Annotated in this window: 27 protein-coding genes; 16 read left to right on the top strand and 11 right to left on the bottom strand. The window is 28.0% G+C overall.

The window, feature by feature from the left end; genetic code table 11:
* Nucleotides 1–86: 86 nt before the first annotated feature.
* Nucleotides 87–269 carry a YgaP family membrane protein gene (locus ACNI3D_RS15225; RefSeq protein ID WP_419767605.1) on the top strand — a complete coding sequence of 61 codons (183 nt, stop codon included), beginning with the start codon at nt 87–89 and terminating at the stop codon, nt 267–269.
* Between the two features lie 14 nt (nt 270–283).
* Here ACNI3D_RS15225 and panC read toward each other — a convergent pair whose 3' ends face one another.
* Entirely contained in the window at nt 284–1,108 is an 825-nt protein-coding gene (gene panC, locus ACNI3D_RS15220) for a pantoate--beta-alanine ligase (protein ID WP_419767604.1), read from the bottom strand.
* Nucleotides 1,109–1,131: 23 nt separating this feature from the next.
* A complete protein-coding gene (locus ACNI3D_RS15215; protein WP_419767603.1) occupies nt 1,132–2,091 on the bottom strand; it encodes an ABC transporter permease in 960 nt (319 codons plus the stop codon).
* 176 nt (nt 2,092–2,267) lie between these two features.
* On the opposite strand from ACNI3D_RS15215, the gene acpS reads away from it, so the two are divergent.
* From acpS to lpoB, 4 genes are read left to right on the top strand one after another with little or no spacing between them, the layout of a single operon-like run.
* On the top strand, nt 2,268–2,618 hold the full coding sequence (gene acpS, locus ACNI3D_RS15210) for a holo-ACP synthase (protein ID WP_129099495.1): 351 nt from the start codon (nt 2,268–2,270) through the stop codon (nt 2,616–2,618).
* Between the two features lie 2 nt (nt 2,619–2,620).
* Nucleotides 2,621–3,955, top strand: a complete 1,335-nt coding sequence (locus ACNI3D_RS15205; RefSeq protein ID WP_419767602.1) for a COG3014 family protein — start codon at nt 2,621–2,623, stop codon at nt 3,953–3,955.
* 9 nt (nt 3,956–3,964) lie between these two features.
* Nucleotides 3,965–4,408 (top strand): YcfL family putative periplasmic lipoprotein, encoded by a 444-nt coding sequence (locus ACNI3D_RS15200; RefSeq protein WP_129099497.1) that lies wholly within the window; start codon nt 3,965–3,967, stop codon nt 4,406–4,408.
* Nucleotides 4,409–4,416: 8 nt separating this feature from the next.
* Nucleotides 4,417–5,028 (top strand): penicillin-binding protein activator LpoB, encoded by a 612-nt coding sequence (lpoB, locus tag ACNI3D_RS15195; protein WP_419767601.1) that lies wholly within the window; start codon nt 4,417–4,419, stop codon nt 5,026–5,028.
* A 32-nt stretch (nt 5,029–5,060) separates the two neighbouring features.
* Here lpoB and ruvX read toward each other — a convergent pair whose 3' ends face one another.
* Nucleotides 5,061–5,441, bottom strand: coding sequence for a Holliday junction resolvase RuvX (gene ruvX, locus ACNI3D_RS15190; protein ID WP_419767600.1), 381 nt, complete (start codon nt 5,439–5,441; stop codon nt 5,061–5,063).
* Nucleotides 5,442–5,537: 96 nt separating this feature from the next.
* Between ruvX and serB the strand changes: the two genes are divergently transcribed.
* The 5 genes from serB to ACNI3D_RS15165 all read left to right on the top strand — a co-directional run bounded on the left by serB (nt 5,538) and on the right by ACNI3D_RS15165 (nt 10,148).
* Nucleotides 5,538–6,170, top strand: coding sequence for a phosphoserine phosphatase SerB (gene serB, locus ACNI3D_RS15185; protein WP_419769003.1), 633 nt, complete (start codon nt 5,538–5,540; stop codon nt 6,168–6,170).
* Nucleotides 6,171–6,292: 122 nt separating this feature from the next.
* Complete coding sequence (locus tag ACNI3D_RS15180) at nt 6,293–7,285, top strand: transaldolase (RefSeq protein WP_419767599.1); 993 nt, start codon at nt 6,293–6,295, stop codon at nt 7,283–7,285.
* A gap of 27 nt (nt 7,286–7,312) precedes the next feature.
* Entirely contained in the window at nt 7,313–8,665 is a 1,353-nt protein-coding gene (locus ACNI3D_RS15175) for a class II 3-deoxy-7-phosphoheptulonate synthase (protein WP_375724814.1), read from the top strand.
* Nucleotides 8,666–8,684: 19 nt separating this feature from the next.
* Nucleotides 8,685–9,713, top strand: coding sequence for a hypothetical protein (locus tag ACNI3D_RS15170; protein ID WP_419767598.1), 1,029 nt, complete (start codon nt 8,685–8,687; stop codon nt 9,711–9,713).
* A 96-nt stretch (nt 9,714–9,809) separates the two neighbouring features.
* Nucleotides 9,810–10,148 carry a hypothetical protein gene (locus ACNI3D_RS15165; protein ID WP_419767597.1) on the top strand — a complete coding sequence of 113 codons (339 nt, stop codon included), beginning with the start codon at nt 9,810–9,812 and terminating at the stop codon, nt 10,146–10,148.
* A gap of 18 nt (nt 10,149–10,166) precedes the next feature.
* On the opposite strand, the gene ACNI3D_RS15160 is transcribed toward ACNI3D_RS15165, so the two are convergent.
* The 3 genes from ACNI3D_RS15160 to tgt all read right to left on the bottom strand — a co-directional run bounded on the left by ACNI3D_RS15160 (nt 10,167) and on the right by tgt (nt 12,131).
* Nucleotides 10,167–10,508, bottom strand: a complete 342-nt coding sequence (locus tag ACNI3D_RS15160; protein ID WP_419767596.1) for an arsenate reductase family protein — start codon at nt 10,506–10,508, stop codon at nt 10,167–10,169.
* 9 nt (nt 10,509–10,517) lie between these two features.
* A complete protein-coding gene (gene gatC / locus ACNI3D_RS15155; RefSeq protein ID WP_129099506.1) occupies nt 10,518–10,808 on the bottom strand; it encodes an Asp-tRNA(Asn)/Glu-tRNA(Gln) amidotransferase subunit GatC in 291 nt (96 codons plus the stop codon).
* 192 nt (nt 10,809–11,000) lie between these two features.
* The gene (gene tgt / locus ACNI3D_RS15150; protein ID WP_419767595.1) at nt 11,001–12,131 is read right to left on the bottom strand and encodes a tRNA guanosine(34) transglycosylase Tgt; all 1,131 of its coding nucleotides are present in this window, start codon (nt 12,129–12,131) and stop codon (nt 11,001–11,003) included.
* A gap of 108 nt (nt 12,132–12,239) precedes the next feature.
* Here tgt and ACNI3D_RS15145 point away from each other — a divergent pair, with 108 nt between their 5' ends.
* Genes ACNI3D_RS15145 through nhaA form a run of 5 tightly spaced genes read left to right on the top strand, consistent with a single transcriptional unit; the run spans nt 12,240 to nt 17,888 of the window.
* On the top strand, nt 12,240–13,664 hold the full coding sequence (locus ACNI3D_RS15145) for a COG3400 family protein (RefSeq protein ID WP_129099508.1): 1,425 nt from the start codon (nt 12,240–12,242) through the stop codon (nt 13,662–13,664).
* Between the two features lie 13 nt (nt 13,665–13,677).
* Nucleotides 13,678–14,808 carry a succinyldiaminopimelate transaminase gene (locus ACNI3D_RS15140; protein WP_419767594.1) on the top strand — a complete coding sequence of 377 codons (1,131 nt, stop codon included), beginning with the start codon at nt 13,678–13,680 and terminating at the stop codon, nt 14,806–14,808.
* Nucleotides 14,801–15,379, top strand: a complete 579-nt coding sequence (locus ACNI3D_RS15135) for a hypothetical protein (RefSeq protein ID WP_129099510.1) — start codon at nt 14,801–14,803, stop codon at nt 15,377–15,379. Before ACNI3D_RS15140 ends, ACNI3D_RS15135 begins: the two co-directional genes overlap by 8 nt.
* A gap of 1 nt (nt 15,380) precedes the next feature.
* A complete protein-coding gene (gene murC / locus ACNI3D_RS15130; RefSeq protein ID WP_129099511.1) occupies nt 15,381–16,691 on the top strand; it encodes a UDP-N-acetylmuramate--L-alanine ligase in 1,311 nt (436 codons plus the stop codon).
* 15 nt (nt 16,692–16,706) lie between these two features.
* Nucleotides 16,707–17,888, top strand: coding sequence for a Na+/H+ antiporter NhaA (gene nhaA, locus ACNI3D_RS15125; RefSeq protein ID WP_129099512.1), 1,182 nt, complete (start codon nt 16,707–16,709; stop codon nt 17,886–17,888).
* 1 nt (nt 17,889) lies between these two features.
* Here nhaA and ACNI3D_RS15120 read toward each other — a convergent pair whose 3' ends face one another.
* From ACNI3D_RS15120 to ACNI3D_RS15110, 3 genes are all read right to left on the bottom strand, one after another.
* Nucleotides 17,890–18,666: a DNA-processing protein DprA gene (locus ACNI3D_RS15120; protein WP_419767593.1), complete on the bottom strand. Its 777-nt coding sequence runs from the start codon at nt 18,664–18,666 to the stop codon at nt 17,890–17,892.
* A gap of 62 nt (nt 18,667–18,728) precedes the next feature.
* Nucleotides 18,729–19,397, bottom strand: a complete 669-nt coding sequence (locus ACNI3D_RS15115; protein ID WP_419767592.1) for an amino acid ABC transporter permease — start codon at nt 19,395–19,397, stop codon at nt 18,729–18,731.
* Between the two features lie 132 nt (nt 19,398–19,529).
* A complete protein-coding gene (locus ACNI3D_RS15110) occupies nt 19,530–20,336 on the bottom strand; it encodes a transporter substrate-binding domain-containing protein (RefSeq protein WP_419767591.1) in 807 nt (268 codons plus the stop codon).
* 201 nt (nt 20,337–20,537) lie between these two features.
* On the opposite strand from ACNI3D_RS15110, the gene ACNI3D_RS15105 reads away from it, so the two are divergent.
* Complete coding sequence (locus tag ACNI3D_RS15105; protein WP_419767590.1) at nt 20,538–22,406, top strand: methyl-accepting chemotaxis protein; 1,869 nt, start codon at nt 20,538–20,540, stop codon at nt 22,404–22,406.
* Nucleotides 22,407–22,445: 39 nt separating this feature from the next.
* Here ACNI3D_RS15105 and ACNI3D_RS15100 read toward each other — a convergent pair whose 3' ends face one another.
* A complete protein-coding gene (locus tag ACNI3D_RS15100) occupies nt 22,446–24,587 on the bottom strand; it encodes a TonB-dependent siderophore receptor (protein WP_419767589.1) in 2,142 nt (713 codons plus the stop codon).
* Nucleotides 24,588–24,728: 141 nt separating this feature from the next.
* On the bottom strand, nt 24,729–25,895 hold the full coding sequence (locus ACNI3D_RS15095; protein WP_419767588.1) for a divergent polysaccharide deacetylase family protein: 1,167 nt from the start codon (nt 25,893–25,895) through the stop codon (nt 24,729–24,731).
* Nucleotides 25,896–25,936: the final 41 nt, after the last annotated feature.

The raw sequence follows: 25,936 nt of genomic DNA, 5'->3' as shown, positions 1-25,936 counted from the left end.
ACTAAATATTATAATTAAATTTGACAATTTTATCTTTAATTTGTATAATTCAAGATAAGAAAAACTTATCTTGTAGGAAATGAAAAATGAACAAATTTGATAAAATAAAACTTTTTTGTAGAAAATTTAGAATAGCTATTGGTATTATTTTAATATTAGTAGGATTTTATACAGGGATTGATTGGTTTTACTTAGGAATACTGCCTTTATTGGCTGGACTTACTAACTTTTGTCCTTTATGTATAATAAGCAAAAAATGTACGATATAAACTCTTAAAAGAGTTTATATCCACATATTATCGATAAGTCTTGTATTCCCAACTTTACATGCAATTAGTATGATTGTATTTTTTACTTCGATTGTTTGAATTTCTTCAAAATTTCTATTTACTATTGCTATATATTCTACATCTAGATTTGACATTATTTCTTTCATTCTTGCTTTTATAGTTTGGGCATCTCTTTCTCCCTTTGTAACAGCAATAATTGTCATATTTAAAGATTTTGAAATAGCTAATGCTTCTTTTCTCTCTTCAGATGATAAATATATATTTCTTGAACTCATTGCAAGACCATCTGCTTCTCTTACAATGTCACATTCAACTATATTTATAGGTAAAAAAAGATTTTTTACCATTTGCGAAATTAGTGAAAGTTGTTGGGCGTCTTTTTTCCCAAAATATGCATTATTGGGTTGAACAAGATTAAATAGTTTTAAAACAACTTGTAAGACACCATCAAAGTGTCCAGGTCTTTTTTCACCTTCTAAAATAAAGCCAGTGATTTTTGGAGCTTTTAGTGAAACTTCATCATTACTTTGATACATAGAAGTTACCTCTGGCATAAATAAATAATCAACTTTGCACAATTCACATATTCTCTTATCTGCTGCATCTTTTTTGGGATATTTGTCTAAATCTTCATTTGGTAAAAATTGTGTTGGATTTAGAAAAATTGAAACTATTACAATGTCATTATTTATTCTTGCATTTTTGATTAATGAAATGTGTCCTTCATGTAAAGCTCCCATAGTTGGAACAAAACCAATTGTTCCTGTTAACTCTTTTCTAATAGTTTGTAATTCTTCTATAGTATTAATTATTTTCAATGAATTTCCTTTAATGACTTTTTTTATTTTGTATCAAAATTTGGATTGAGTTTTAGTAAAACTAAATCAGCCAGCATATTTCCAAGAAGGGTAAGAAATGCTCCAATAATTAGTATCCCCATAATTACTGGATAATCATGGGCTAAAGCACTATGAAAAAATAGTAAGCCCATTCCATCTATTGAAAATATTGTTTCAAGTATAACAGACCCACCAATAATCCCTGGAAGTGATAATCCAAGTATTGTAATAACTGGTGGATAAAGATTTGGTAAAATATAGTATCTTAAAATTTGTTTTTTACTTAGTCCTCTAGCTTTGGCAAAAAAGATATAATCACTTTTTAGTATTTCGATTGTAAGTGATCTAATATATAAAGTTAAACTTCCAATTCCACCAAAAACAATTATAAATATTGGTAAAACTAAATGTTTTGCAAAATCTAAATAGTAAGTAAAACTTCCATCATCTTTTACGCTATGCAATCCAGATATTGGTAAAACTTCAAAATTAACTGCGAAAACTAAAACTCCAAGTAATGCCAAATAAAATGAAGGCATAGAAAAACTTAAAAGTGAAAGTTGACCAGTAAATTTATCAAAAAATGATGATTTATTTAAAGCTGATTTAATACCTAAATAAAGTGATAGTATAAATATAAAAATCATTGAAATAATATTTAAAGCAAGGGTAATTGGAATTCTATTTAGAATCTCATTTTTTACCATTTCTCCTGAGCTAAAAGATATACCAAAGTCAAGATGAAGTATTGAAAAAAGCCAAGAAAAATACTGTACATAAAGAGGTTTATCTAAGCCATAAATAGACTTTAGGTGTTGAATCGACTCTTCTGTGATATTTGGGTTTAAATCTCCACTTGCAAAAAATGAATTAGGAGCAAGATGTATAGCTAAAAAAGATATTAGACTAATAATAAAAAGCATAATTAATAAGTACAAAAGCTTGTTTATTAATAATTTCAATTCTATTATCTCCTAGGTTTTTTAAATAAAAAAGTATTTTAGCATTTGTTATATTATTTTCAGTACTAATTACTAACGAAAAGTTTGATACTGTTAACTTTTTATTAAAAAGCTATTTACAAAATTAAGATAGAATTATACAATTAATAAATTAAGAATAAATATTTAGGATAAAAATGATTGGTATAGATGTAGTAAGTATAAAAAGAATTGAAAAAATGTATGAAAAGTTTGGGAATAAAGCTTATCAAAGATATTTAAATGATGATGAAATAAAACTTGTCAAAAAAGTAGAAACAGCAGCTGGCTTTTGGGCTGCAAAAGAGGCTGCAAGTAAAGCTCTTGCTTGTGGGATAGGAGAGGAGTGTGGTTTCCATGATATTATTATCTCTAAAACAGTTAAAAATGCTCCTCTTATAACTTTCTCACAAAAAGTTTTAGATAACTTTTCAATAAAAAATGCTCATCTTTCTATTACCCATGATACTGGCTTTGCAATAGCAGTTGTTGCTTTAGAGAAAAACTAGTTATGACTAAAAGAGGATTTGTAAAACTTTTTTTTACTAGCATATTTATATTCTCTTTTTATGGATGTGCTGTTATAAGTGGATATGAAGACTCTTTGAATAATTTTGATAACAATTTAGAATCAAAAAATTGTGATTACACTCAAATAGAAGAAAAGATAAAAGAGAATGATGATCCAATACTTTGGGGTATTCAAGGTGGCTCATTGGCTAGAAATTGTTTTGCTTATAAAAAAAGTAATGGCTTTTTTGATGAAGCAGAAGAGAAGTATAAACAAACAGTAGATAAAGATACAATTTTTGATAATACCTTAGAGGCTTCAAAAAGTATTTTAGTAAATAATAATGCAAATGAGTATGAGGGAAACACCTATGAAAAAGTGATGGTAAATACTTACAAAGCTTTAAATTATGTAAGCTTACATGATAATGTAAATGCAAGAATAGAGTTTAATAGAGCTTTGGATAGACAAAGAAGAGCAAAAGATTATTTTAGAAGTGAGATAGAAAAAGAACAAGTAAATTTAGAAAAAGAGAATAAAGAAGCCAAAAATGCTGTATATAAACAATATGATAGCTTGTTAAATGATTTTAAAGCATATCCTGATTTTATAAATCCCTTCACAACTTATATGGCTGGAGTATATTTTTTATTAGATGGAGATACAATAAAGGCAAGGGATTTATTAAAAGAGTCTATGGAAATGCAACCATCAAATGAACAAATAAAAAGTGATTATGAACTTAGTAATAAATATCTTGATTCATCTTTGAGGGAATCAAAAGAAAAATATGCTTGGATTATTTATGAAAATGGTAAAGGAATGATAAAAAATGAGACAAGAATTGATATTCCACTGTTTATATTTTCAAGAAATGTGATATATACAGGCATTGCTTTGCCAAAGATTGTTGAAAGAAATAGTTCATATTCTTATTTAGATATCGTTGGAAAAAATACAAAAGAAGTTTGTAATATGGATAATGTAATAAAAACAGAATTTAAAAAAAGATTTCCAGCTATTTTAAGTGAAGCCATAGCAAATACAATTACAAAGACAATCACACAAAAACAACTCAATGATACTAGTCCCTTAGCTGGGTTTTTAGGAGTTTTGTATCAAGCTTTGACAAATAAAACAGATGTCAGGTCTTGGAGTGCTTTGCCTAAAAACTTTCAAAGTTTAAGGATAAAACTTGATGGAAAACCAATTGAAATTAAAAATAATGAAGGTAAAATTATAAAGGAAGTTTTTATTCCTAATGATAAAAATGCATTAATTTATGTAAAATCACAATCAGTAGGAAATAATATAATTCATAAGATTTTATTTTAAAGGAGATTTATGAAAAAGATATATTTAATTATGACAATAATAAGTGTTATACTTCTTAGCGGGTGTGCACAAAAAGAAGTAAAAGTTGAGCCTAAGCTAAGTGATGATTCACATATTGTCATTGATAAGACATTGGATACTTGGCTAAAACTTGAGAAACTAAACTATTTTCAAAAAAGTGATGGCTTTTGGGTTGTACAAGCTAGATTTAAAAACACAACTTATATGAATAGAAATGTAGCTTACAAAATAGATTGGATAGATAAAAATGGTTTTATAGTAAAAACAATTTTGTCTAAATGGAAAATGGCAACAGTGGAAGAGAATAGGGATTTTACCATTAATGGCGTATCCCCTTCAAATCAAATCAAAGATTTTGTAATAAGAGTGCAAGATACAAGTAGAGATGATGAACAAAGAAAAGATAGTAGCCATTATGAATATCAAAACTAAGGAATAAAATGAAAAATAAAAAACTAATAATTTCAACACTATTTATAGGAACAATATTTTTTGCAGGTTGTACACATAAACCTGAGTATTTACCAGAAAATTCCCCAAAATCTTCAGTTGTAACAATGGGAATTGATAGACAAGATTTTGAAAAAGCAGCTAGTGATATGGCTAAATCTTTATTATCAAGTGGTGCATTGGATAAAAGTGGTGGTGGAAAAAATGTTGTTATGATGAGTGATATAATTAATGATACTACTCAAAGATTTGATGTAAAATTCTTAACTAAAAAAATGAGAATATTAATATTAAACTCTGGAAAAGCAATAATCACATCAGCTGTTGGAACACAAAGAGATGATTTAGCACAAGATAGTAGAAAACTAAGAGATAATGATGAGTTCAAAAAAAGTACGACGATTCAAAAAAATACACTTTATGCTCCGAGTTTATCACTTTCAGGAAGCATCTTACAAAGAACAGCAAAAGCAAATAAAGATGAGCAAATAGTTGAATACTATTTTCAACTTTCACTAACAGATATTAAAACTGGACTTGTAACTTGGGAAGATGAGGTAGTTATAGGAAAAATTGGCTCAAATGATACTGTGACTTGGTAAAAATAGTTTAATTATAGGGGGTCTCCCTATAATTAATTTTTTGTCAAATATCTCTCAAGTATTATTTTAGCTGCAAGAGAATCAACTCTTCCATCTCTTTTATATTTGATATCACCTTTCATTAGTTCTTCAGCTTCAATGGAGCTCATATTTTCTTCTTGAAAAATAATTTCACCTTGAAATTTTAAAAGAGTTACAAAGTGCTTAACTCTTTTTTGCATATCATCACTTGAACTTGGAAATCCAACAATTAGTTTCTCTATTTCCCACTCTTTTAAAAAACTATCAACATCATTTGAAGCTTGGTTCCTATTCTTTCTTAAGATGGCTGTTTGTGGGCTAACTATAGTCTTTGTAAGGCTTAAAGCTACACCAATTCTTTTTAATCCTATATCAATAGATGCTAATTTCAATCTTTGTCCTTATATTTGCTTTGAAACCGTAAAGTAATCATTTTAGTATAATTTTGGTAATATATGTCTTTTTAAAATAAGAACAATGACATAAAAATAGGGAAAATGATGAAATTAGCTGTATTTGATTTTGATTCAACTTTAATGGATGGGGAAACTATTGATTTTCTAGCAAAACCTTTAGGTCTGGAAGAGAAAGTTGCAAAAATCACAGAAGAAGCTATGTCTGGTAGATTGGATTTCTTTGAATCTCTTATCGAAAGAGTGGCTTTATTAAAAGGATTAGAAAATTCTTTGGCAGTGGATATTTGTAAAAATCTACCACTTATGCCAGGTGCAATGGAAACAGTTGCAAAACTAAAAGAAAAAGGTTACAAAGTTGTATGTTTTTCAGGTGGCTTTAGAATAGGAACAACTCCTGCAAAAGAAAAACTTGGGCTTGATGCAGACTTTTCAAACATCTTACACCACAAAAATGGAATTCTAACTGGACTTGTTGGTGGAGATATGATGTTTGGCTTTTCTAAAGGTGATATGATTCAAAGAGTTCAAGCAATGCTAGGAGTTTCAAAAGAGAATACACTAGTAGCAGGTGATGGAGCAAATGATGTGTCGATGTTTCCATATGCAGACAAAAGAGTAGCTTTTTGTGCAAAAGATATTTTGAAAAAAGAGGCAAATATTATTGTTGATACAAAAGATTTGACACAAATCTTGAAGCATATCTAAAAAGCGTTTTCTCAAAGAGAGTACAAGCACAGGATTCTTTTAATAGGAATTTATTTCCTATGCTAAAAAGAAGACATAAAAGAAAAGATCCCTATTAATAGGGACTATTAAAAGGAATAAATATGAGTTTAAAAGAAGAGATAAATTTTTCGTTATGGTGTGATTTTATTGAAAGAGATTTTTTAGAAAATCAGTTTCAAGACTTGGTAAAAGATGAAGTTATTCAAGGTGCTACATCAAATCCTGCTATTTTTGCATCATCAATTTCAAACTCTGTTGCTTATAAACAACAACTAGGAATTTTACAAGTAAATACAGCTAAGACTATTTATGAAGAAGTAGCTATGACTGATATTAAAAGAGCAGCTGAAATATTAGAACCTATGAATAAAAATGATAGTGATGATGGATTTATTTCACTAGAAGTTGACCCAACACTTAGTGATGATGCAGAGGGCACTATTGAAGAGGGAATTAGACTTTATAAAACAATTGCATATGATAATGTAATGATTAAAGTTCCTGCAACAAAAGCTGGATACAAAGCCATGGAAGAATTATCTTCACAAGGTATAAATGTAAATGCAACACTAATCTTTTCACCAGAACAAGCTATTAGCTGTGCAAATGCTTTAAATAGAGGTATGGAAAAATCAATTACAGAATCAAAAGCTGTTATTTCTATTTTTGTATCTAGATTTGATAGATTGTGTGACAATAGATTTGGGGCAAAAGGTATAGAAAAAGCCAAATTAGGTATTATAAATGCTGTAAAATGTTACCATGAAATAAACAAATTTCATAATGATAATATTAGAACGCTTTTTGCTAGTACTGGGGTAAAAGGTGATGAATTACCATCAACTTATTATGTGGATAATTTACTTTATCCAAATAGTGTAAATACTGCTCCTTTGGCTACTATTGAAGATTATGTACAAAGTGGTAGCACAGAACCTAGCAAAATAATCACTGAAGATGAGTGTGATGAGTTTTTCAAAATGCTTACAAAACATGGTATTGATACAAATGAGATTTATGAGACATTATTAAGTGATGGATTAGAAGCATTTAAAGTATCATTTGAAGAACTTTTATCAAAATTAAAAGTATAATAATTAAAATAAAAAAAGGTAAAGAGTATGAATAACTGGAACCCAAGTACTTGGAGAGACTTTCCAATAAAGCAACAACCAACTTATAATGATTTAGAAAAACTTGCTAAAGTTGAAAAAGAGTTAGGTTCATATCCTCCACTAATTTTTGCAGGGGAAGCTAGAAACTTAAAAAGCAAATTAGCTGATGTTGTAGCAGGAAAAGCTTTTTTACTTCAAGGTGGAGATTGTGCTGAATCATTTGATGCCTTCAATGCAAATAACATCAAAGATTTATTTAAAGTGATGATGCAAATGGCTATTGTTTTGACTTTTTCAGGTGGTTGTCCAGTTGTAAAAGTAGGAAGAATAGCAGGACAATTTGCAAAGCCAAGAAGTGATGACTTTGAAAATATTGACGGACTTGCTCTTCCTTCATATAGAGGTGATATTGTAAACTCTGTTAAATTTGATGAAAAATCAAGATTGCCAAAACCTAAAAAACTTTTAAAAGCATATAACCAAAGTGCAGCTACACTAAATCTTTTAAGAGCATTTTCAAGAGGTGGAATGGCAGATTTACATCAAGTACATGAGTGGAATTTAGGTTTTATTAAAGATCACACTTTAGGTGTAAAATATGATGATTTAGCAAATAAGATTTCTGAAACTTTAGCTTTCATGAATGCTTGTGGAATTACATCAGAAAATACACAACAATTAAATCAAACTACGCTTTATACTTCACATGAAGCACTTTTATTAAATTATGAAGAAGCACTTACAAGAAGAGATTCATTAACTGGTGATTGGTATGATTGTTCTGCTCATATGTTATGGATAGGCGATAGAACAAGAGAACTTGATGGAGCACATTTAGAGTACTTTAGAGGTATCAAAAATCCAATAGGATGTAAAGTAGGACCTTCAATGAAAGAGGATGAATTAATAAAATTAATTGATGCTTTAAATCCTGAAAATGAAGCTGGAAGATTAAATCTTATTGTTAGAATGGGTGCCCAAAAGATAGGTGATATCTATCCAAACTTACTAAAAAGAGTAAAAGCTGAGGGTAAAAATGTATTATGGTCAAGTGATCCTATGCATGGCAATACAATAAAAACTGATAATGGATACAAAACAAGAGATTTTGAATCTATTTTAAATGAAGTTAAACAATTCTTTCAAATCCATAGTGCCGAAGGTACAGTTGCAGGTGGAATTCACCTTGAAATGACAGGACAAAATGTAACTGAATGTACAGGAAGTACAAGTTCTGCTATTACTCAAGAGGGACTTGCAAGTAGATATCATACACAATGTGATCCAAGATTAAATGCTGACCAAGCCTTAGAGTTATCATTTATGATTGCTGAGACTTTAAAGGAAGCTAGAAGATAAAACTTCAAAAGGGAAGAATATGTACAAAGAGATTATAAAAAGAACTTTAGACCTGCTTTTTGAGAAAAAGTATATTTTAATGAGAGCTTTGTTTATACCTTTTCTTATATTATGTGTTATTGAATACTATAGTACCAATATTATGATAAGTAAAAGCACTTTTTATATCTTAACTGCATTATCTTTTTTAGTGACAATTATTATGTCTATAAATGTACATAGGATATTACTTTTAAGTGAAGAAGATACCCCCAAATGGGGTGTTTATAAATTTGGTCAAAGAGAAATAAGTTTTATCTTAAAAGGTATTGGCTTAGGTTTACTTATGGCTTTGGTATTTTTCTTAATATATTTTATTTCACTATTTATTGGCAAGTTCATTCAAGGTTTCTTTGGCTCTAATGTTGCATATTTTTACAATATATTAGTTGTTGTAATTCTTGTAGGTTTTATAGGAATGATTACTTCAAGAATATCTTTAATCTTCCCTTCTATTGCTATTGATAAGCCATTAGATTTTGGTGATGCACTTGTTTTATCAAAAAACTATAAATTATTAGTGTTTATGATGGTGATTGTTTTTCCTATTGTTTTTGCCTTAGTTGTTAATTTTGTTTATGGATTAGCTATTAAGTTTCTTATGGCTTTAATTTCTCCTGATTTAAGTATTTTGTATTCATTATTAAATATTTTTATTACAGTATTCTCTATTGGTTTTTTATCTGTAACTTATGAATATATAATTTCCAAACAACCTATTATTGAAACCCATGAGAAGTTAAATGAAATAGAATTTATTGACAATGAAAATAGTTTTAAAATGATTATCGATGATAGATATGACACCACTTATGAACAGCTCAAAGATGACTTATTTAAACAATATACCCCATTAGGGTTTGATGAAATTGTAGTTGATAAAGATACATCTTTTATGCTAAAAAATAAAGATAATCCAAAATCATATATTTTAGTAACTCATATGAACAATGAGTTTATAGTAGAGACTTTTAATGTAAAAGATAAACCAATTTTGAGTATAGATTAACTATTTAAAATATAGAAACTGAAAACAAATAAGTACTTAAAAATTTTTCATTTCTTTAAGTTTATTGGATTACAATAAAGAAAAAGGAGATATATTATGGAACTATGGGGTATAACATTAGATTTTAAAGATATGAAAACTTGTGGATTATTCCCTGACTTATGTTTACATTGGGATATTAAATATGATGAACTCGGTGATAATGAGGAACTCTTAGAATATTGGCAAAAACACATAGATAATATTTTTAAACAAACAAAAAATGTTGTTTATGTAAATAATGATAAGGGTAGGTCTTTAATATATTCAGCAGATTATGTGGCTATTGATATAATTTCAAAAGAGTTTAAAGATTTGAAACTAGAAAAAGTAATGTATGATGATATTATCTCTTGTGAGACTTGTATAGGGCATGATTATTTAGCTTCTTCTTAAACCTTTGTATAAAAAGACTTAAAGAAAAGTCTTTTTATACATCTCTTCATCAAAAGCAACAACAAGTTTATCATCAAACTCTATTACAGGTCTTTTGAAAAGCATTGGTTCTTTACATAACCATTCATATTTACCATTTTCATCTAAATTTAACTCTTTTAATTGAAGGGTTTTATACTTTGTGCCTTTTGAATTAAAAAATATATTTATATCTGATTTCGCAGTCCAATCTTTCACTTTTTCAGCGCTTGGTGTATCTTTTTTAAAATCAAAAAAATCAACTTCTATGTTGTTTTCTTTGAAAAATTTTAGTGCTTTTTGTACACTTCCACAAGTTTTTATTCCATAAACAGTAATCATCTAAAAGCTCTATTCTATGATTTTGGGAACTATAAAGTATCCATTTTCACTTTTTGGAGCATGTGAAAGTATATGTTTTGACATCTCTAAATCTTGACTAGCAACATCTTCTCTAAGTGGTGTTCCACCTTCAACTGTTGTGAATGTTGCATCGATATGGCTTACATCAATTTCATTTAAATTTTCAACGAAATTAATAATATCACCTAGTTCATTTTTTAGTGATTCTCTTTTATTTTCATCAATTTCCAAACTAGAAAGTTTTGCTAATTTATCAATTGTATTATCATCAATAGTCATTTCTTTTCCTCTAAAAGGTACCCTTTTAAAGGGACCTGAAATATTTGTCTGCTTTTTAACAGGATTTATGAAAATCCTTAAAAGTAGTTTTGTGCTTGCATTCTCTTTGAGAAAATTCTAAGAAGAGCAAGCAGTTGCTCTTTTAATTTTTTGGATTATATCTAAAAAGAGTTTTGTCTGGGGTTAAGACACTTAAATCTCAATGCCTCTTTTTTTATAAAACTCTTTTTTAAACTCCACCCAATTATCAGCTAAAATGGCTTCTCTAGCTTCTCTCATAAGAGTTAAGTAGTAGTGAATATTATGTAATGTTGCAAGTCTGTAGTATGTTATTTCACCTGCTCTAAATAGGTGATTTAGATATGCTTTTGAAAAGTTTTTACATGTGTAACATTCACAATCTGGATCTATAGGTTCAGGATCTTCTTTAAATCCTGCATTCTTAATCGCTATTTTTCCATATGTTGTAAAGATTGAGCCATTTCTTGCATTTCTTGTTGGCATCACACAATCAAACATATCAACACCACGCTCAATATTTTCTATTAAGTCTTCAGGTGTTCCAACTCCCATAAGGTATCTTGGTTTATCTTCAGGCATAAAATTAGTTGTCCACTCAACTGTTTCATACATATCAGCATTTGGTTCACCAACACTTAATCCACCAATTGCATAACCATCAAAGTCAGTCAAAGAACATAATTGTTCGGCACTTAGTTTTCTAAACTCTTTATCTGTTCCACCTTGGATAATAGCAAAGATATTTTGATTTAAACCTATACCTTTTTCTTGTTGGCTTTTATGATATGTAATAGCTTTTTTTGCCCAATGAGTAGTTCTTTCAATTGATTTTTTGATTCGCTCTTTTGTATTTGGAAGAGCTACTAAATCATCTAATATCATCATGATATCACTTCCAAGTTCATATTGAGTATCAAGAACACTCTCAGGTGTAAAGTAGTGTTTACTACCATCAAGGTGAGATTTAAACATAATTCCATCTTCATCAGGTTTTGAATTATCACTTAATGAAAAAGCTTGAAAGCCACCAGAGTCAGTTAAAAAAGAGTTTGGAAATTTTGAAAAGCCATGAAGACCTCCAAATTTTTTAATTAGTTTACTTCCTGGTCTTAAATACAAGTGATAGGTATTACCTAGAATAATTTTTGCACCAAGGCTTAGCATATCATTTGCATCTAAAGCTTTTACAGTAGCTTGTGTTCCTACTGGCATAAATACTGGAGTTTGTATTGTACTGTGAGCTGTTTTTATTGTACAAGCTCTTGTTTTGTGAAAAGATTTTCCATCTATGTTAAATTGCATTAATAAATTTCCTTTAAAAGTTGGGATTATATCATTTAAATTTATATTTATAAATTAAAAGCAATTTGGTAAAACACACTATCAGTAAGAAAAAGGTATAATACCTTAATGAAAAAGATATTAATTATATTAGATGGTATTGTTGCTAAAAAACTCCTTCAAAGAGTCATTGAGACAAATACTGGTGATAACTCATATGATGTTGTTTATATGAATGAAGCTATCATTCCTGAGAAAAGACCTTCAAATTTTACATTTTTTAAGTTTGACCCAACTTCTAAATCAAAACTTGCGATGGTATTAGATAAAGATATCCATGCCCAAGCTCTTATTGCACTTAACTCAAAAGATGAGATGTTAAATGTAATAAAAAACATAAAAGAAGAAAAACCGAAAATGCAAATGAGTATTTTGGATTATTGGGGAATTGACCTTTCTGACCAACACATAAATATTTATAAAGGAATAGATGTTCTTGCAAATGGAATGGTTGAAAGACTTCCAAATATTCCAGTTGTTGCCCAAAATATAGGTTTAAAGCAAGGTGAAATAATGGAGATTAGAATTCCATTTGGTAGTTCATATGCTTATAGATATATAGGTTCAATTGAACAGCGAGAGTGGAAAATTTTTGGTTTGTATAGAAAACAACAAATGATAAAAATCAAGCCTTCTCTTATAATAAAACCAAATGATGTGATTTTGGTAATTGGAAAACCTGAAGTTTTGATGCAAGTGTATAATGCAATTGGCAAAACACAAGGTCAGTTTCCTATGCCATTTGGACACAATTTATATTTATATTTAGATTTGTATTTACAATCAGAGCAAACAGTTAAAAAGTGTGTTACAGATGTAAAATATCTGAATCAAGTAATAAAAAACCAAAAACTTATATTAAGAATAACAAGACCTACAACTGTTGATTTGATGGGATTTATTAAAAATGAATTAGGCGAAGTTAATAATCTTACTATAGAAATAGATTATGGGAATTTAGGTTTTGATGCACTATTGAAAAAAGATTTAAGAACATTTGATATTGGTCTTATGATGATTTCTTATGAGCTATTTAAAAATAAAGAGGGAATCTCTAAACTTGTTGATCTTAGAATTCCTATTTTAAAAGCTGGATTAGGTGATATAACAACGATAAAAAATAGTATAATTTTATTAAATGATACAAAATCATATGAACAAATTTCTCCAATAATATTTGATGTTTCAAGTCAGTTAAAACTAAAAACAAAAATATTTAATATGGACCCAACAGGACAATCTGATAAATCATATATTTTAGATCACTTTGAAAATTTGGCAAAAATATTTGGGCAAAAAGTTGAGATTATTTCTAAAGAAAAAAATCCTATAAGAGAGCTAAAAAATCAAAAAAATATACTTCAGATTTTGCCTTTAAAAAAAGATATGTTTTTAAGAAGAAAACTTAATAAACTTTTTTATACAAATTCTGATTTATTATCTTTTGACATAAAAGAAAATAATCAACTATTAATCCCAGTAATAGAAAACTAAAAAAAGGTAAGAGATGGTATTTGAAAAATATCCTTTTGAGAAATTAAATGAATTATTAGATGGAATTGAGCCAAATAGCTCATACGAAGCAAGTGCTTTAACTATTGGTGAACCTCAGTTTGAAACACCACAATTTATTCAAGATAGTTTAGCTAATCATACTAAGTTTTTAAGAAATTATCCAAAAACTGCTGGTGAAAGTTTTTTAACAAATGCAATGATAGAGTTTGTAGATAAAAGATTTGATGTAAAATTAGAGGAAAATCAGATTATTCCTTGTTTTGGTACAAGAGAAGTTTTATTTAACTTTCCACAGTTTTATTTGTTTGATAAATCTAACCCAACAATTGCTTTTACAAATCCTTTTTATCAAATATATGAAGGTGCAGCAATTGCTAGTAGAGCAGAAGTTGTTCATATAAATTTAACTAAAGAGAATGATTATAAAGCTTTTTTAGATGATGAAACACTTAAAAAATGTGATTTAGTAGTACTAAATTATCCAAATAATCCAACAGCTGCAAATATGAGCAAAGAAGAACTATCTTTATGGGTTAAAAAAGCACTAGAGTTTGATTTTGTTTTGATAAATGATGAGTGTTATTCTGAAATATATTTTGATGAAAAAAACAAACCATGTTCTCTTTTGGAAGCTAGTATAAGTGCTGGAAATAGTGAGTTTAAAAATGTACTTGTTCTTAACTCCATTTCAAAAAGAAGTAGTGCACCAGGCTTGAGAAGTGGATTTATAGCAGGTGATGCAGATATTTTAAAAGATTATATGAAGTATAGAACATATATAGGGTGTGCAGCACCTATTCCTTTACAGTATGCAGCTGCAACTGCTTGGAGTGATCAAAATCATGTGCAAGTTTTTAGAGATACTTATAAAAAGAATTTTGAATTAGCCAAAGAAATTTTGGGACTTGATATGCCACAAGCGACTTTTTACATTTGGCTAAAAGTTGGTGATGAATTGGAATTTACTAAAAGATTATATAAAGAAAAAAACATAAAAGTATTACCTGGAAGTTTTTTAGGAAGAAATGGTATAGGACAAGGTTATGTAAGAATTGCCTTAGTTGAAAATGCACAAAAAACAAAAGAGGTATTAAATAGATTGAAGGATTTTATGAATGACTAATGAAGAATTACATGAAGCTAGAACGAACCCAGAGTTTTTAAGCTATTTAGAAAAAACAAAAGATGATGCAATTGAGAGTAAAAATATCTCTGCCCTTTATGAAGTTTTAGATTCTTTATTGATTTTAGACTTAGAAGAAGAAAAAATAAATACAGTTTATGAAAATATATTAAAAATATCTTTTGAAAATGTAGAAAATATAGTAAATAATGGAAAAAAGATAGCTTTAGAAAGTGATGGACTTTACTACACAAGAGCTTTTTATGAACATGCTATTGAGAAATGGAGTTATAATGATTTAAAAGGTGCCAAAGAATTATTTTTTGTTTTGGCAAATATAATTGAAGATGAACTTTTATGCAATGCTTTAAATGTGCACTTGATTGCTTGTTCTAAAGATTTTGATTTAGATAAGTTTTATGATGAAAATGTAAATACTTCAACTCCTGCTGTAGATGAAAAATATGGTTATTTTATTGTTTCTTTTAATTTTAAAACAAAAGAATTTTTAGAACAAAATAGGGCAGTTTTAGAGACAGAATATACAAATTTAAAACATTTACTGGATTAAGATGAAAATACATTTTATAGGAATTGGTGGAATTGGTCTTTCTGCCTTAGCAAGATTTTTAAAGCACAGTGGACATGAAGTTAGTGGTTCAGACATGAAAGAAACACCAATAACAGATGAATTAAAAAAAGAAGGAATAAAAGTTTATTCTCCTCAAAGTGCTTCAAATATAAAAGATCCAGAGATAGTTATATATTCAGCAGCAGTAACCGATGAAAATCCTGAATTAATAGAATCAAGAATCAGACAAATAAGAACATTATCAAGAAAAGAGGCTTTGCCAATAGTTCTTGGAGATAGAAAAAATTATTGTGTTGCAGGAGCTCATGGAAAGTCAACTACCACATCTATTTTGGCTTCAATTTTAGATTGTACAGCTATTATTGGAGCTATATCAAAAGATTTTGGTTCAAACTTTAGATACAAAAATGGAATAGTTGCTTTTGAAGCTGATGAGAGCGATGCTAGTTTTATACTTTCAAATCCTTATTGTTCAATTGTTACAAATGCAGAACCTGAACATATGGAGTATTATAACTATGATTATGAGAAATTTTTTGATACATATAAAAAATTTGTAAATCTTGGTACAAAAAAAGTTATAAATGCAGAAGATGAGTATGTAAAAAAACTTGAAATAGAAGATGCAACTGAACTTTATCCAAGTGTTGATATAAAAAACATCTCTTATATTTTACAAGATGATGAACCTTATACAAAATTTGAGTTAAAAGATTTGGGTTATTTTGAAGTTTGGGGTTTTGGTTATCATATTGCTGTTAATACTTCTTTGGCTGTATTAGCTGCTTTAAATGAGCTTGACGTTGAGCAAATAAGAGTAAATCTTAAAAACTATAAAGGTATTAAAAAAAGATTTGATATTTTACAAAAGTGTGAAAAATTTGTCTTAATAGATGATTATGCACACCATCCAACAGAAATAGAAGCTACTATAAAATCAGTTGAGCTTTATGATAATCTTAAAAATCTTAAAAAAAGAGTAATTATTTGGCAACCACATAAATATAGCCGAACATTTGATAATCTTGAAGGTTTTAAAAGATGTTTTAAAGGATGTGATGAATTGGTAATATTACCAATTTGGACTATTCCAGGAGAACATGTTTTAGAAATAGATTTTGCTGAAACTTTTAAACAATATAATCCAATCTTTGCTGATAAAATACTTGCAAAAAATTGTGCAATTGATATTATAAAAGACAATAAAGTTTTAAAAACATATAATGAAGGCATAGTAGTTGGTGTTGGTGCAGGAGACATAACTTATCAATTAAGGAAAATAGTTAAATAATTTAAAAGGATAGATATGAAGATTTTAGTAAATAATTTTATGAAAAGTGAGACATCATCGGGAATTATTCTTATCTTTGTAACTATCTTTGCCTTGGTTTTAAGAAACTCTTTTCTTTCTGAATATTACTACAGCTTTTTACATGTCCCTATTCATTTTTCGGTTAATGATTTAGTTATAGATAAGCCACTTTATTTGTGGATAAATGATGGTTTGATGGCTCTATTTTTTTTAGTTGTTGGGTTAGAAATTAAAAGGGAGTTACTACAAGGACATCTCTCTTCTTGGTCTAAAATATCTCTTCCTGCTTTTGCCGCTCTTGGTGGGATGCTTTGTCCTGCTTTAATATACTTTTTTTTTAATCAAAATGATTCTAATGCATTAAATGGGTGGGCAATACCTACTGCTACAGATATTGCATTTTCTCTTGGGATATTATCACTACTTGGAAAAAGAGTGCCTGTTTCTTTAAAAATATTTTTAATGGCTTTAGCAATTATTGATGATATTGGTGCAATTGTAATCATAGCTTTATTTTATACCTCAAATTTATCAGTTGAAGTTTTATATGTATCTTTATTTATAATTTTTGTTTTATTTGTGATGAATCGTATGGGTATTGCAACTATTTCTTTATATTTTATTGTTGGAATTATATTATGGGTTACTGTTTTAAAATCAGGAGTTCATGCAACATTAGCAGGGATTATCTTAGCTTTTGCTATTCCTCTTAAAACAAAAATTGATGATAAAGTAAATTCTCCTGTTAGACACATGGAACACAATTTACATAATTGGGTTGCTTTTTTCATTTTACCTTTATTTGCTTTTGTAAATGCAGGTGTAGATTTAAGGGAAATTGATTTTACAAAAATGACTCATGGTGTTCCTCTTGGTATTATGTTGGGACTTTTTTTTGGGAAACAATTAGGTGTTTTTATTTTTAGTTTTGTAGCTGTAAAACTAAAACTTGCACATATTCCAAAGTGTACAAGTTGGCTTCAAATCTATGGAATAGCAGTTTTAACAGGTATTGGATTTACTATGAGTTTGTTTATTGACTCATTAGCCTTTGCAGATGATACAAGATATTTTTACACTGATAGACTAGCAATTTTAATTGGTTCACTTTTTTCTGGTATTTTAGGTTATTTAATTTTACGATTTGCAAAATCAAAAAAAGCTTGCAGTGCATAATTTATGGAAGAGTTATAAAACCATTTTTAATTTTAATCTTTCCAGTTAGTTCATACTCATATACTAAAGAATCATATTTTATAATTGCTTCTTCATAAGCTGGGTTCTTTTTACAATACTCTAAAAAGGAATCTTCCTTTTCTTCTTTTATAGGAGTTTTTGCATATTGTTCTACAAACTCATCTATATCATAGATAACTTTTGCCAAACCATTTTTTGCTAATAGAGTTGTTCCTTGACTTTCATTTATTCTATGGGGTAACACAAAAATCTCTTTACCCATTTTCAAAGCATATTCAACACTTCTTAGACTTCCACTGTTTAAATCAGCCTGTGTTACTATTAAAATATCACCCAAGGCAACAACTATCTCATTTCTAAGCACAAAGCTGTATCTTGTAGATTTAAAGTCTTCATCAAAAGAACTAAGTATTAAACCTTGTTGTTCTATCTCTTCTATGAGCTTTTTGTTTATTGCAGGGTATCTATGATTTAATCCACAAGGACTTACTAAAATAGTATTATTTGTTCCTGCAGCTTTATGGGATATGGCATCAACTCCAATCGCTCCACCACTTACTATACAATTTCCTGCGAAGGAGAGTTTTGATGCTAATTGATGTGTTGCAAATTGTGTATAGTTTAATGTTCTTCTCGTGCCTACAATGGATATCTTTGGTTTTTTTAATAGTTTAATATTACCTTTATAAAACAATTTTTTTATAGGTTTTTTTAAGTTTCGTAATTCAGGTATTTCAAAATCAATAGTAGAAATCATTTTACTCCCAAAAAAAAGTAGGTTTAAAATTATATATTAATTTCCTTTAAATTACATAATTACTATTTTTTTATATTATTCTCAAGTCTTTTTGTGTAATAAGAAATGGGGTAAGTAAGTAACAAATAACCTATGGCTAAAGGGATATAGCTTTCAAATGTTGAATAAGTGTACGCATTTACTTCTTGTGCATTCATAGTAAACTCGCTTATAGAGATAATAGAAAGAAGAGATGAGTCTTTTATTATAGAAGCAAATTGTCCTGTTAGTGCGGGTATCATTCTCGTAAATGCTTGGGGGAAGATAATATATCTATACATTTGGTAATTAGTCATTCCTAAACTAATACTTGTTTCATATTGTGCAATATCAATTGACTCAATTGCTCCTCTTATTATTTCACATACATAAGCTCCTGCAAATAATGCTAAAATAAAGATTCCAACAATATATCTATTTTCAAAACCTAAATTATTTGCAAATACATAAAAAAAGATTAGAATCTGAACTAAAAGAGGAGTTCCTCTTATGATTTCAATGTAAAATCTAGAGAAAAATCGTAACATTAAAAGTCTTGAGTTTTGTGCATATGTAAAAAAAAGACCTATTGCAAAGCTTAATATAAGAGCAAAAAAAGATATTATTATGGTCATAATAAAACCATCAATAAATTTTTGTTTATATTCGTAAACACTATCCCAATTAAAAGAGTAAGAGACATTTTTAAACATGAAATAAAATATTATGACAATGAAAACTATAAGAAGAACTAGATTAAAAAGATAAATTAATGGATTTAATTTTTTCTTTCTTTTATAACCTAGTTCATGTATAAATAAATCTTTTAGTTTAATAATAATTTCCTAAAAAAAGAATGGAATATTTAATTTATCAAAAGTCTTTTTTGCATCACTTAAATATTTATCTGCAAGATTGTCAAAAGTACCATCTTCCTTTGCTTTTTTAATAAATGCATCTACAGCAGATTTTAAAGGACTTCCTTTTTTTAGCGCAACTCCCCAATACTCAAAATCTTTTTGAAAAGATTGTAATAAAGGAACAGTTGTATTCATATTCTTTGCATAGTTTTTATAAATAGTTAATTGGTCATAAATAAAACCATCTGCTTTACCTTGAACAACTTCAAGTACACAAGCGGCCTCTTTATCAAATACTAGAACTTGTGCATTTTGTAGATTATCTTTTGCATAAATATGTCCTGTAGAACCTTTTTTAACTGCTATAGTTTTTCCTTTTTCATTTAAATCATCAATTGATTTAATACCAGAATCTTTATTTGCCAAAATTGCTAAAGATGATTGTGCATAAGGAATAGAAAAATCAATTGATTTTTTTCTTTCATCTGTAATTGTCATTGAAGAGATTATTAAGTCGATTTTCCCAGTTTTCAATGAAGGTATTAATCCATCCCATGCAATGTTTTCAATAATAACATCTCTTCCAAGATATTTACCTAATGCTTTTGCAAAGTCAACAGAAACACCAGATGGATTTCCCTCTTTATCACTCATCTCAAAAGGAGGATAAGCTAGCTCCATACCTACTTTTAAAACTTTTTTTTCATTTTTAGGTTCTTTTTCATTCTCTCCACATCCTGTTAAAATAAATACAAGAATTGATGATAATAGTATTAAAAGAAATTTTTTCATTTAATTTACCTTTTAAAATTTCTTATATTATCTCTATAAAAAACTTATTTTATGATTAGATGTTGTTTTAACATAATGTATTTAATCTTATGCTAGTTATTACTTTATATATAAATAATTATTTTTAAATATAAATTAAGAGAAAGTGTATATAATTCGAAATATTTTATTAAAAGAAAAAAATTATTATTTGGAGGATATATGTTTAAATACATGACTATTTCAAAAAAACTTTATTCAGGTTTTTTATTTATGATAGCAATCATTATCATTATTACTATAATTGGTATTTTCAAAGTGAATTTTATTGATAATACTTTGAATCAAATTGTAGAAGTAAATTCTGTAAAACAAAGATATGCCATAAACTTTAGAGGAAGTGTTCATGATAGGGCAATTGCTATTAGAGATTTAGTATTGGCAAAAAATAAAGATGATGCATTATTTAAAACTTCATATGACAATATAAAAAGACTGGAAGCTTATTATATAGAATCAGCAAAACCTTTAAAAGAGATATTTGAAAAAGGCTTAAATGTAGATAACAAAGAAAAAGAGATTTTAAGTAGAATCAATGATACAGAAGCTAAAACTCTTCCTTTAATGTCAAAAATTATTCAATTAAAAAGTAATAATCAAGATGAAGAAGCTAGAGACTTATTAATATCTCAAGCAAAAGGTAATTTAAGAACGTGGCTAAATGAAATAAATGAATTTATAGATTATGAAGAGAATAAAAATCAAATAGAAACACCAAAAGCTAGAGCAGTTGCAAGTAGCTTTTCATATGTGATGATTTCTGTATTGATTGTATCTTTGATAATTGGAGTATTAATAGCATTTTTAATATCTAATCAAATTGTTAAATCAGTAAATAAAGTTAGAACTGGGCTAGAAGATTTTTTTGATTTTTTAAATAAAAAAACTTCAGACTCATCAATGATAGATTTAGATACTAAAGATGAATTAGGACAAATGGCACAAGCAATTAATACAAATGTGCATGCAGTTGAATTATCAATTAAGCAAGATGATGAATTTGTAAAAGATATTGCAAGGTTTGCAAAAGAGATTGGGGCTGGTAATCTTGTTGCTAAAATAGATAAAAAAACTCAAACAAAATCATTGTTAGAATTAAAAGATATTTTAACAAATATGCAAAATGATTTAGATAAAACAATTGCTAAAAATATTCCTATGCTTTTAGATGTTTTAGAAAGCTTTAAAAATCACGATTTTAGAGCAAAATTTCCAGATGCATATTCAGAAGTTGCCATTGCCATAAATGAATTAGGGGATGTTATTTCTACTTTATTAAATCAATCATTAAGTGTAGGGAAAACTTTAGAAAGTTCTTCTGCAACTTTGATTCAAAATGTTAATGATCTAAATGTAAGTTCTAATGAAGCAGCAGCTTCTTTGGAAGAAACAGCAGCAGCACTTGAAGAGATAACAGGAACAGTTAGAAGTAATTCAAGCAATGTTGTTCAAATGTCGAGTTACGCTAATGAAGTTAATAGTTCAGCGAAAGAAGGTCAAGAGTTAGCAAAAAATACAAGTTCTGCTATGACTGAGATTTCAGAACAAGTAAATACTATAAATGAGGCAATAGGAGTGATTGATCAAATTGCATTTCAAACAAATATTTTAAGTCTTAATGCAGCAGTAGAAGCTGCAACTGCAGGTGAAGCTGGAAAAGGATTTGCTGTTGTTGCCCAAGAAGTGAGAAATTTGGCAACAAGAAGTGCAGAAGCTGCAAGAGAGATAAAAAATATAGTTGAGCAGGCAACATCAAAAGCAACTTATGGAAAATCTATAAGTGATAAGATGAGTGTTGGTTATGAAGAGTTATTAATAAATATTGGTAAAACAACTGATACTATTCAAGATATTGCAAAAGCTTCAAAAGAACAAGAACAAGGTATTTTACAAATAAATGATGCGGTTAATTTATTGGATAAGCAAACACAAAAAAATGCAAGTATTGCAGCTCAAACAAAAAGTATTGCTTTAAAAACTGATTCCATAGCAAAAGAGATGGTTTCAGACTTAGGTAATAAGAAGTTTTAAAGTAGGATTATTATCCTACTTTTTTTAATGGAGATTATATTAAAATTTGTATTTTAAAGTTAGAGTATAATTTCTAGGATTACCATAAGTAAGTCCAAATGAATTTACACCTTCATAGTATTTTTTGTCAAAAAGATTATTAATATTCAATTGGATAAGTGTATTTTTGTTTAATTTATAATTTGCCATTGTATTTACAAGAAAATAGCCTTTTTGTTCAATATTTTTTGGTCCTACATCTTTATTATTTTTATTATAATATCTACTTTTATAATTTATTCCTGCACCAAAATTAAAATCATTTATTTTATATTTTGCAAAAATATTTGCAGTTGTTCTTGAAGATTTTGTTTCAACCCTTTCACCTTCTGCGTCTTTACCTGAAAAACTTGCAATTGCAAAATCTAAACTAAATCTGTCATTTATTTCACCAGAAGCTTCAAATTCAACTCCTTTTGTGACAACACCATGGCTCATTTTAGAAGCTAATCTTGTTGTTCCTGGAACATAAACATCTGGTATACTTTGGGCAACATTATCTTGCATAATTTTGAATATAGATAGGGAAGTATTAAGTTTACCTCCAAAATATTCACCTTTAATTCCAGTTTCATAGTTTTTCCCAATGACTGGATCTAAATAATTACCATTCTCATCTTTTGAAGTTTGTGGTTTGAAAATATCAGTATAACTTACATAAAGTGAATGTGTTCCATTAATATCATAAACTAATCCTGCATAAGGAGTTATTTGATTTTTAAATTCCCTTTGTTCTGAATTTGCTTCTTGACTTGTATATCTCCATGTGGTGATTCTAGCTCCTGTTATTAATTTTAATTTTTCATGTAAAGAAAAATTCCCCACTAAATAAATAGCATTTTGTGTGGTTTTTTCAGGATCAAATTCAGTGTATTGTGCATTTGAAAAATCAAATTTTTCAATAGTATAATTATTAAAATTTGGAATTGGATTTTGATATTTATTTGTTGGATTACTATATGTAGCTTCTTTGTATTTAAATAGTTTGTTAGCATATTTGTTATAATTATATCCTAATACAATCTCCTGATTTAATGAGTTGATTTCAAAGGGTACATTTAAATTTATATCAAAATTATTATCTTCATCAATTGTTTCATCCATATATTCCCTATATGATATACCACTACCATCAAGTTTATTTAGAAGTCCATAAAATTGTAATAAATGTGTGTCTTGATGTTTTTTGTTAAATCCATAAGAGGCATTAAGAGTTATATCATTATTGAAATACTGTTTTAAATCTAGGAATATACTTTTATCTTCTTGATCCCAATATGTCCAATCTTCATTTAGAGCTGTTGATCTACTAAAGTTTGTTCTTGTACCATCAGAATATAAAGCCGGTAGCCCTCCTAATCTTGCTCCATCGGTATTTCTATTTTGGTAAGAAGCTCCTATTGATAAATAAGTACTATCACTTAAATCAGCATCAATAACTCCATAAATCAAATCTGTTTTTTTGCTATATCTATCAAAGAAGGAGTGCTCTTTTTCATGTTTTAATACAACTCTCCCTCTTATATTTTTATTAGTATTTAGTGGTGTAGCAATATCTAAACCTTGAGAATAGGAATCCCATGAACCAGCATTTAATGTTACTTCTCCTACTAACTTTTTACTATTTGCATGTTTTCTGATTAAGTTAATACTTATTCCAGGTTCACCTGCACCTGTAGTTAGTCCATTAGCCCCTTTAACAATTTCAATGTGATCATATATTGAAAGATCTGGATTATCACTAAATCTTTGGGCAGAACTTGGCTTTCCATCAATTTTTATATTATCTAGTCTAAATCCTCTAGCTGTTGGGTAAACTCTTTCATCCCATCTATCAATACTTACTCCTGAAATTTCCCCTAACATATCTTGATAAGAATTAATATCTTTATCTTCAAGTTCTTGACTTGTTATTACACTTACAGATTGTGGAGTGTTTTTTATGGAGAGATTTAAGTTTGTTGATGTGCTCATTGATTTGCTTGTATATGAACCTGTATCTTCTGTTATTGCAGAATCACTTGTTGTTGAAACTTTAATGGTATCAATTAGTGTTGATTGTTCTTTCTCTTTTGAAAAAAGATTGCATTGTAAAGTTAATATTACAAGTAAAGATAGCGTTATAGTCTTTTTGTTCTTCATTTTCTATCCTAAATTAAAAGTGAAATGATATAGACAAACTGTTAATTACTTGTTAATTTTTAATTAATATATATAAATAAATTTAATTTAAGATTAATATAAAATATTTTTATTGTTATAAGTTGAAGGGTTTATAAAAGTTTAATGGATAGGTAGTTTATTTACATATACTAAATCAAGATCTTTTAATAAGTATTTAGATTCTTTTAATACTTCCATTGTGATGGGATATGGATGCCCAATTGCTATTGCAGAACCTGTTTTTTTAGCTATTCTTATAGCTTTTTTTAGTTGATTTTGAATATAGTTAAAGTCTTTGTTATTATCCAAAAATATATTTCTAGCAATATAAGGTACTCCAAACTCTTTACTTACTTCTTTAACTACACTATGAGCAGTTGTTCTACTATCTATAAATTGGAAATTATATTTTTTAAGGGCTTTTATTAAATATTCCATTGATGTTTTATCAGAAGTAAAAACACTTCCTGTATGATTATTTGTATATTTTATTTTTGGATACCATTTTCTAATTTGTGCAACTCTTTTTTCAATTTTTTCATAAGAATCTCCCACTTTTAATGTATTGTCTTCTTCAAATCTAATACTATTTTTTCCTGCTTGTAGGGGAAAATGAACTAGAGCAAACGGTAAATTTCGTGCAATACGAGCAGAGTTTTTATGGCCTTTTGTTGGAGGCATTAAAGATATATTAACAATATATCCAATATCTTTAATATGATTTATTTGGGATTGAAGTGTAACATCATCAATCACAATAGAGAGTTTTGGTTTATTAGAAGTTTTAGTTATTATTTTTTCTTTTTTATTTTCAACTTCTTTATGCATTTTCCCATCTTCTAAGGCTGGTAGAAGTGTTTTTCCTTGTGCATTTTGTTTTTCTAAGGTTTGTTTATTTTCTGGGAAAACTTTTTGTTCTATTGATTGTATTTCTTCATTTTTTTCTTTTAAATTAGGTTCTTTTTTTTGAGAATCTATTGGATGAATGTATTCATTTTCAAACTCTTTATTGTACTCTTCAAATTTATCGGCTTTGGTATCTTTAGAAGTTTTATTATACTCTTCAATAATATTATCAATATTATTTTCTTTTGCATGCTTTATTTTTTCTTTTTGTATTTTTGTTGATTCATTTATTTTATCATTATGATTTTTTAAAAGAATAAAATATGCTGCTAAGGTTATAAGTAAAGAAGATAGTAATAATGCTAAAAACTTATTTACAGTAGAAATTTTATAGGTTTTTTTACTAGGTTTTTTACGTCTTTGAGGTTTTCTTTTCGCCATTAAGTTAGAATATCAAAGTAAGGTTTTAAACCTTACTTTAA

The organism is Arcobacter siniprincipis (SeqCode) (assembly GCF_048571125.1).
In the GTDB taxonomy this organism is placed as follows: Bacteria; Campylobacterota; Campylobacteria; order Campylobacterales; family Arcobacteraceae; genus Arcobacter; species Arcobacter siniprincipis.
The sequence above is the reverse complement of the archived record's forward strand: the minus strand, read 5'-3'. Positions and strand labels throughout refer to the sequence as shown.

Excerpts from the sequence above, each read along its gene's own strand:
- ACNI3D_RS15225 (WP_419767605.1), top strand. The coding sequence starts at position 87 with ATGAACAAATTTGATAAAATAAAACTTTTTTGTAGAAAATTTAGAATA.
- acpS (WP_129099495.1), top strand. The coding sequence starts at position 2,268 with ATGATTGGTATAGATGTAGTAAGTATAAAAAGAATTGAAAAAATGTAT.
- ACNI3D_RS15205 (WP_419767602.1), top strand. The coding sequence starts at position 2,621 with ATGACTAAAAGAGGATTTGTAAAACTTTTTTTTACTAGCATATTTATA.
- ACNI3D_RS15200 (WP_129099497.1), top strand. The coding sequence starts at position 3,965 with ATGAAAAAGATATATTTAATTATGACAATAATAAGTGTTATACTTCTT.
- lpoB (WP_419767601.1), top strand. The coding sequence starts at position 4,417 with ATGAAAAATAAAAAACTAATAATTTCAACACTATTTATAGGAACAATA.
- ACNI3D_RS15180 (WP_419767599.1), top strand. The coding sequence starts at position 6,293 with ATGAGTTTAAAAGAAGAGATAAATTTTTCGTTATGGTGTGATTTTATT.
- ACNI3D_RS15175 (WP_375724814.1), top strand. The coding sequence starts at position 7,313 with ATGAATAACTGGAACCCAAGTACTTGGAGAGACTTTCCAATAAAGCAA.
- ACNI3D_RS15170 (WP_419767598.1), top strand. The coding sequence starts at position 8,685 with ATGTACAAAGAGATTATAAAAAGAACTTTAGACCTGCTTTTTGAGAAA.
- ACNI3D_RS15165 (WP_419767597.1), top strand. The coding sequence starts at position 9,810 with ATGGAACTATGGGGTATAACATTAGATTTTAAAGATATGAAAACTTGT.
- ACNI3D_RS15160 (WP_419767596.1), bottom strand. The coding sequence starts at position 10,508 with ATGATTACTGTTTATGGAATAAAAACTTGTGGAAGTGTACAAAAAGCA.
- gatC (WP_129099506.1), bottom strand. The coding sequence starts at position 10,808 with ATGACTATTGATGATAATACAATTGATAAATTAGCAAAACTTTCTAGT.
- tgt (WP_419767595.1), bottom strand. The coding sequence starts at position 12,131 with ATGCAATTTAACATAGATGGAAAATCTTTTCACAAAACAAGAGCTTGT.
- ACNI3D_RS15145 (WP_129099508.1), top strand. The coding sequence starts at position 12,240 with ATGAAAAAGATATTAATTATATTAGATGGTATTGTTGCTAAAAAACTC.
- ACNI3D_RS15140 (WP_419767594.1), top strand. The coding sequence starts at position 13,678 with ATGGTATTTGAAAAATATCCTTTTGAGAAATTAAATGAATTATTAGAT.
- ACNI3D_RS15135 (WP_129099510.1), top strand. The coding sequence starts at position 14,801 with ATGACTAATGAAGAATTACATGAAGCTAGAACGAACCCAGAGTTTTTA.
- murC (WP_129099511.1), top strand. The coding sequence starts at position 15,381 with ATGAAAATACATTTTATAGGAATTGGTGGAATTGGTCTTTCTGCCTTA.
- nhaA (WP_129099512.1), top strand. The coding sequence starts at position 16,707 with ATGAAGATTTTAGTAAATAATTTTATGAAAAGTGAGACATCATCGGGA.
- ACNI3D_RS15120 (WP_419767593.1), bottom strand. The coding sequence starts at position 18,666 with ATGATTTCTACTATTGATTTTGAAATACCTGAATTACGAAACTTAAAA.
- ACNI3D_RS15115 (WP_419767592.1), bottom strand. The coding sequence starts at position 19,397 with ATGTTTAAAAATGTCTCTTACTCTTTTAATTGGGATAGTGTTTACGAA.
- ACNI3D_RS15110 (WP_419767591.1), bottom strand. The coding sequence starts at position 20,336 with ATGAAAAAATTTCTTTTAATACTATTATCATCAATTCTTGTATTTATT.
- ACNI3D_RS15105 (WP_419767590.1), top strand. The coding sequence starts at position 20,538 with ATGTTTAAATACATGACTATTTCAAAAAAACTTTATTCAGGTTTTTTA.
- ACNI3D_RS15100 (WP_419767589.1), bottom strand. The coding sequence starts at position 24,587 with ATGAAGAACAAAAAGACTATAACGCTATCTTTACTTGTAATATTAACT.
- ACNI3D_RS15095 (WP_419767588.1), bottom strand. The coding sequence starts at position 25,895 with ATGGCGAAAAGAAAACCTCAAAGACGTAAAAAACCTAGTAAAAAAACC.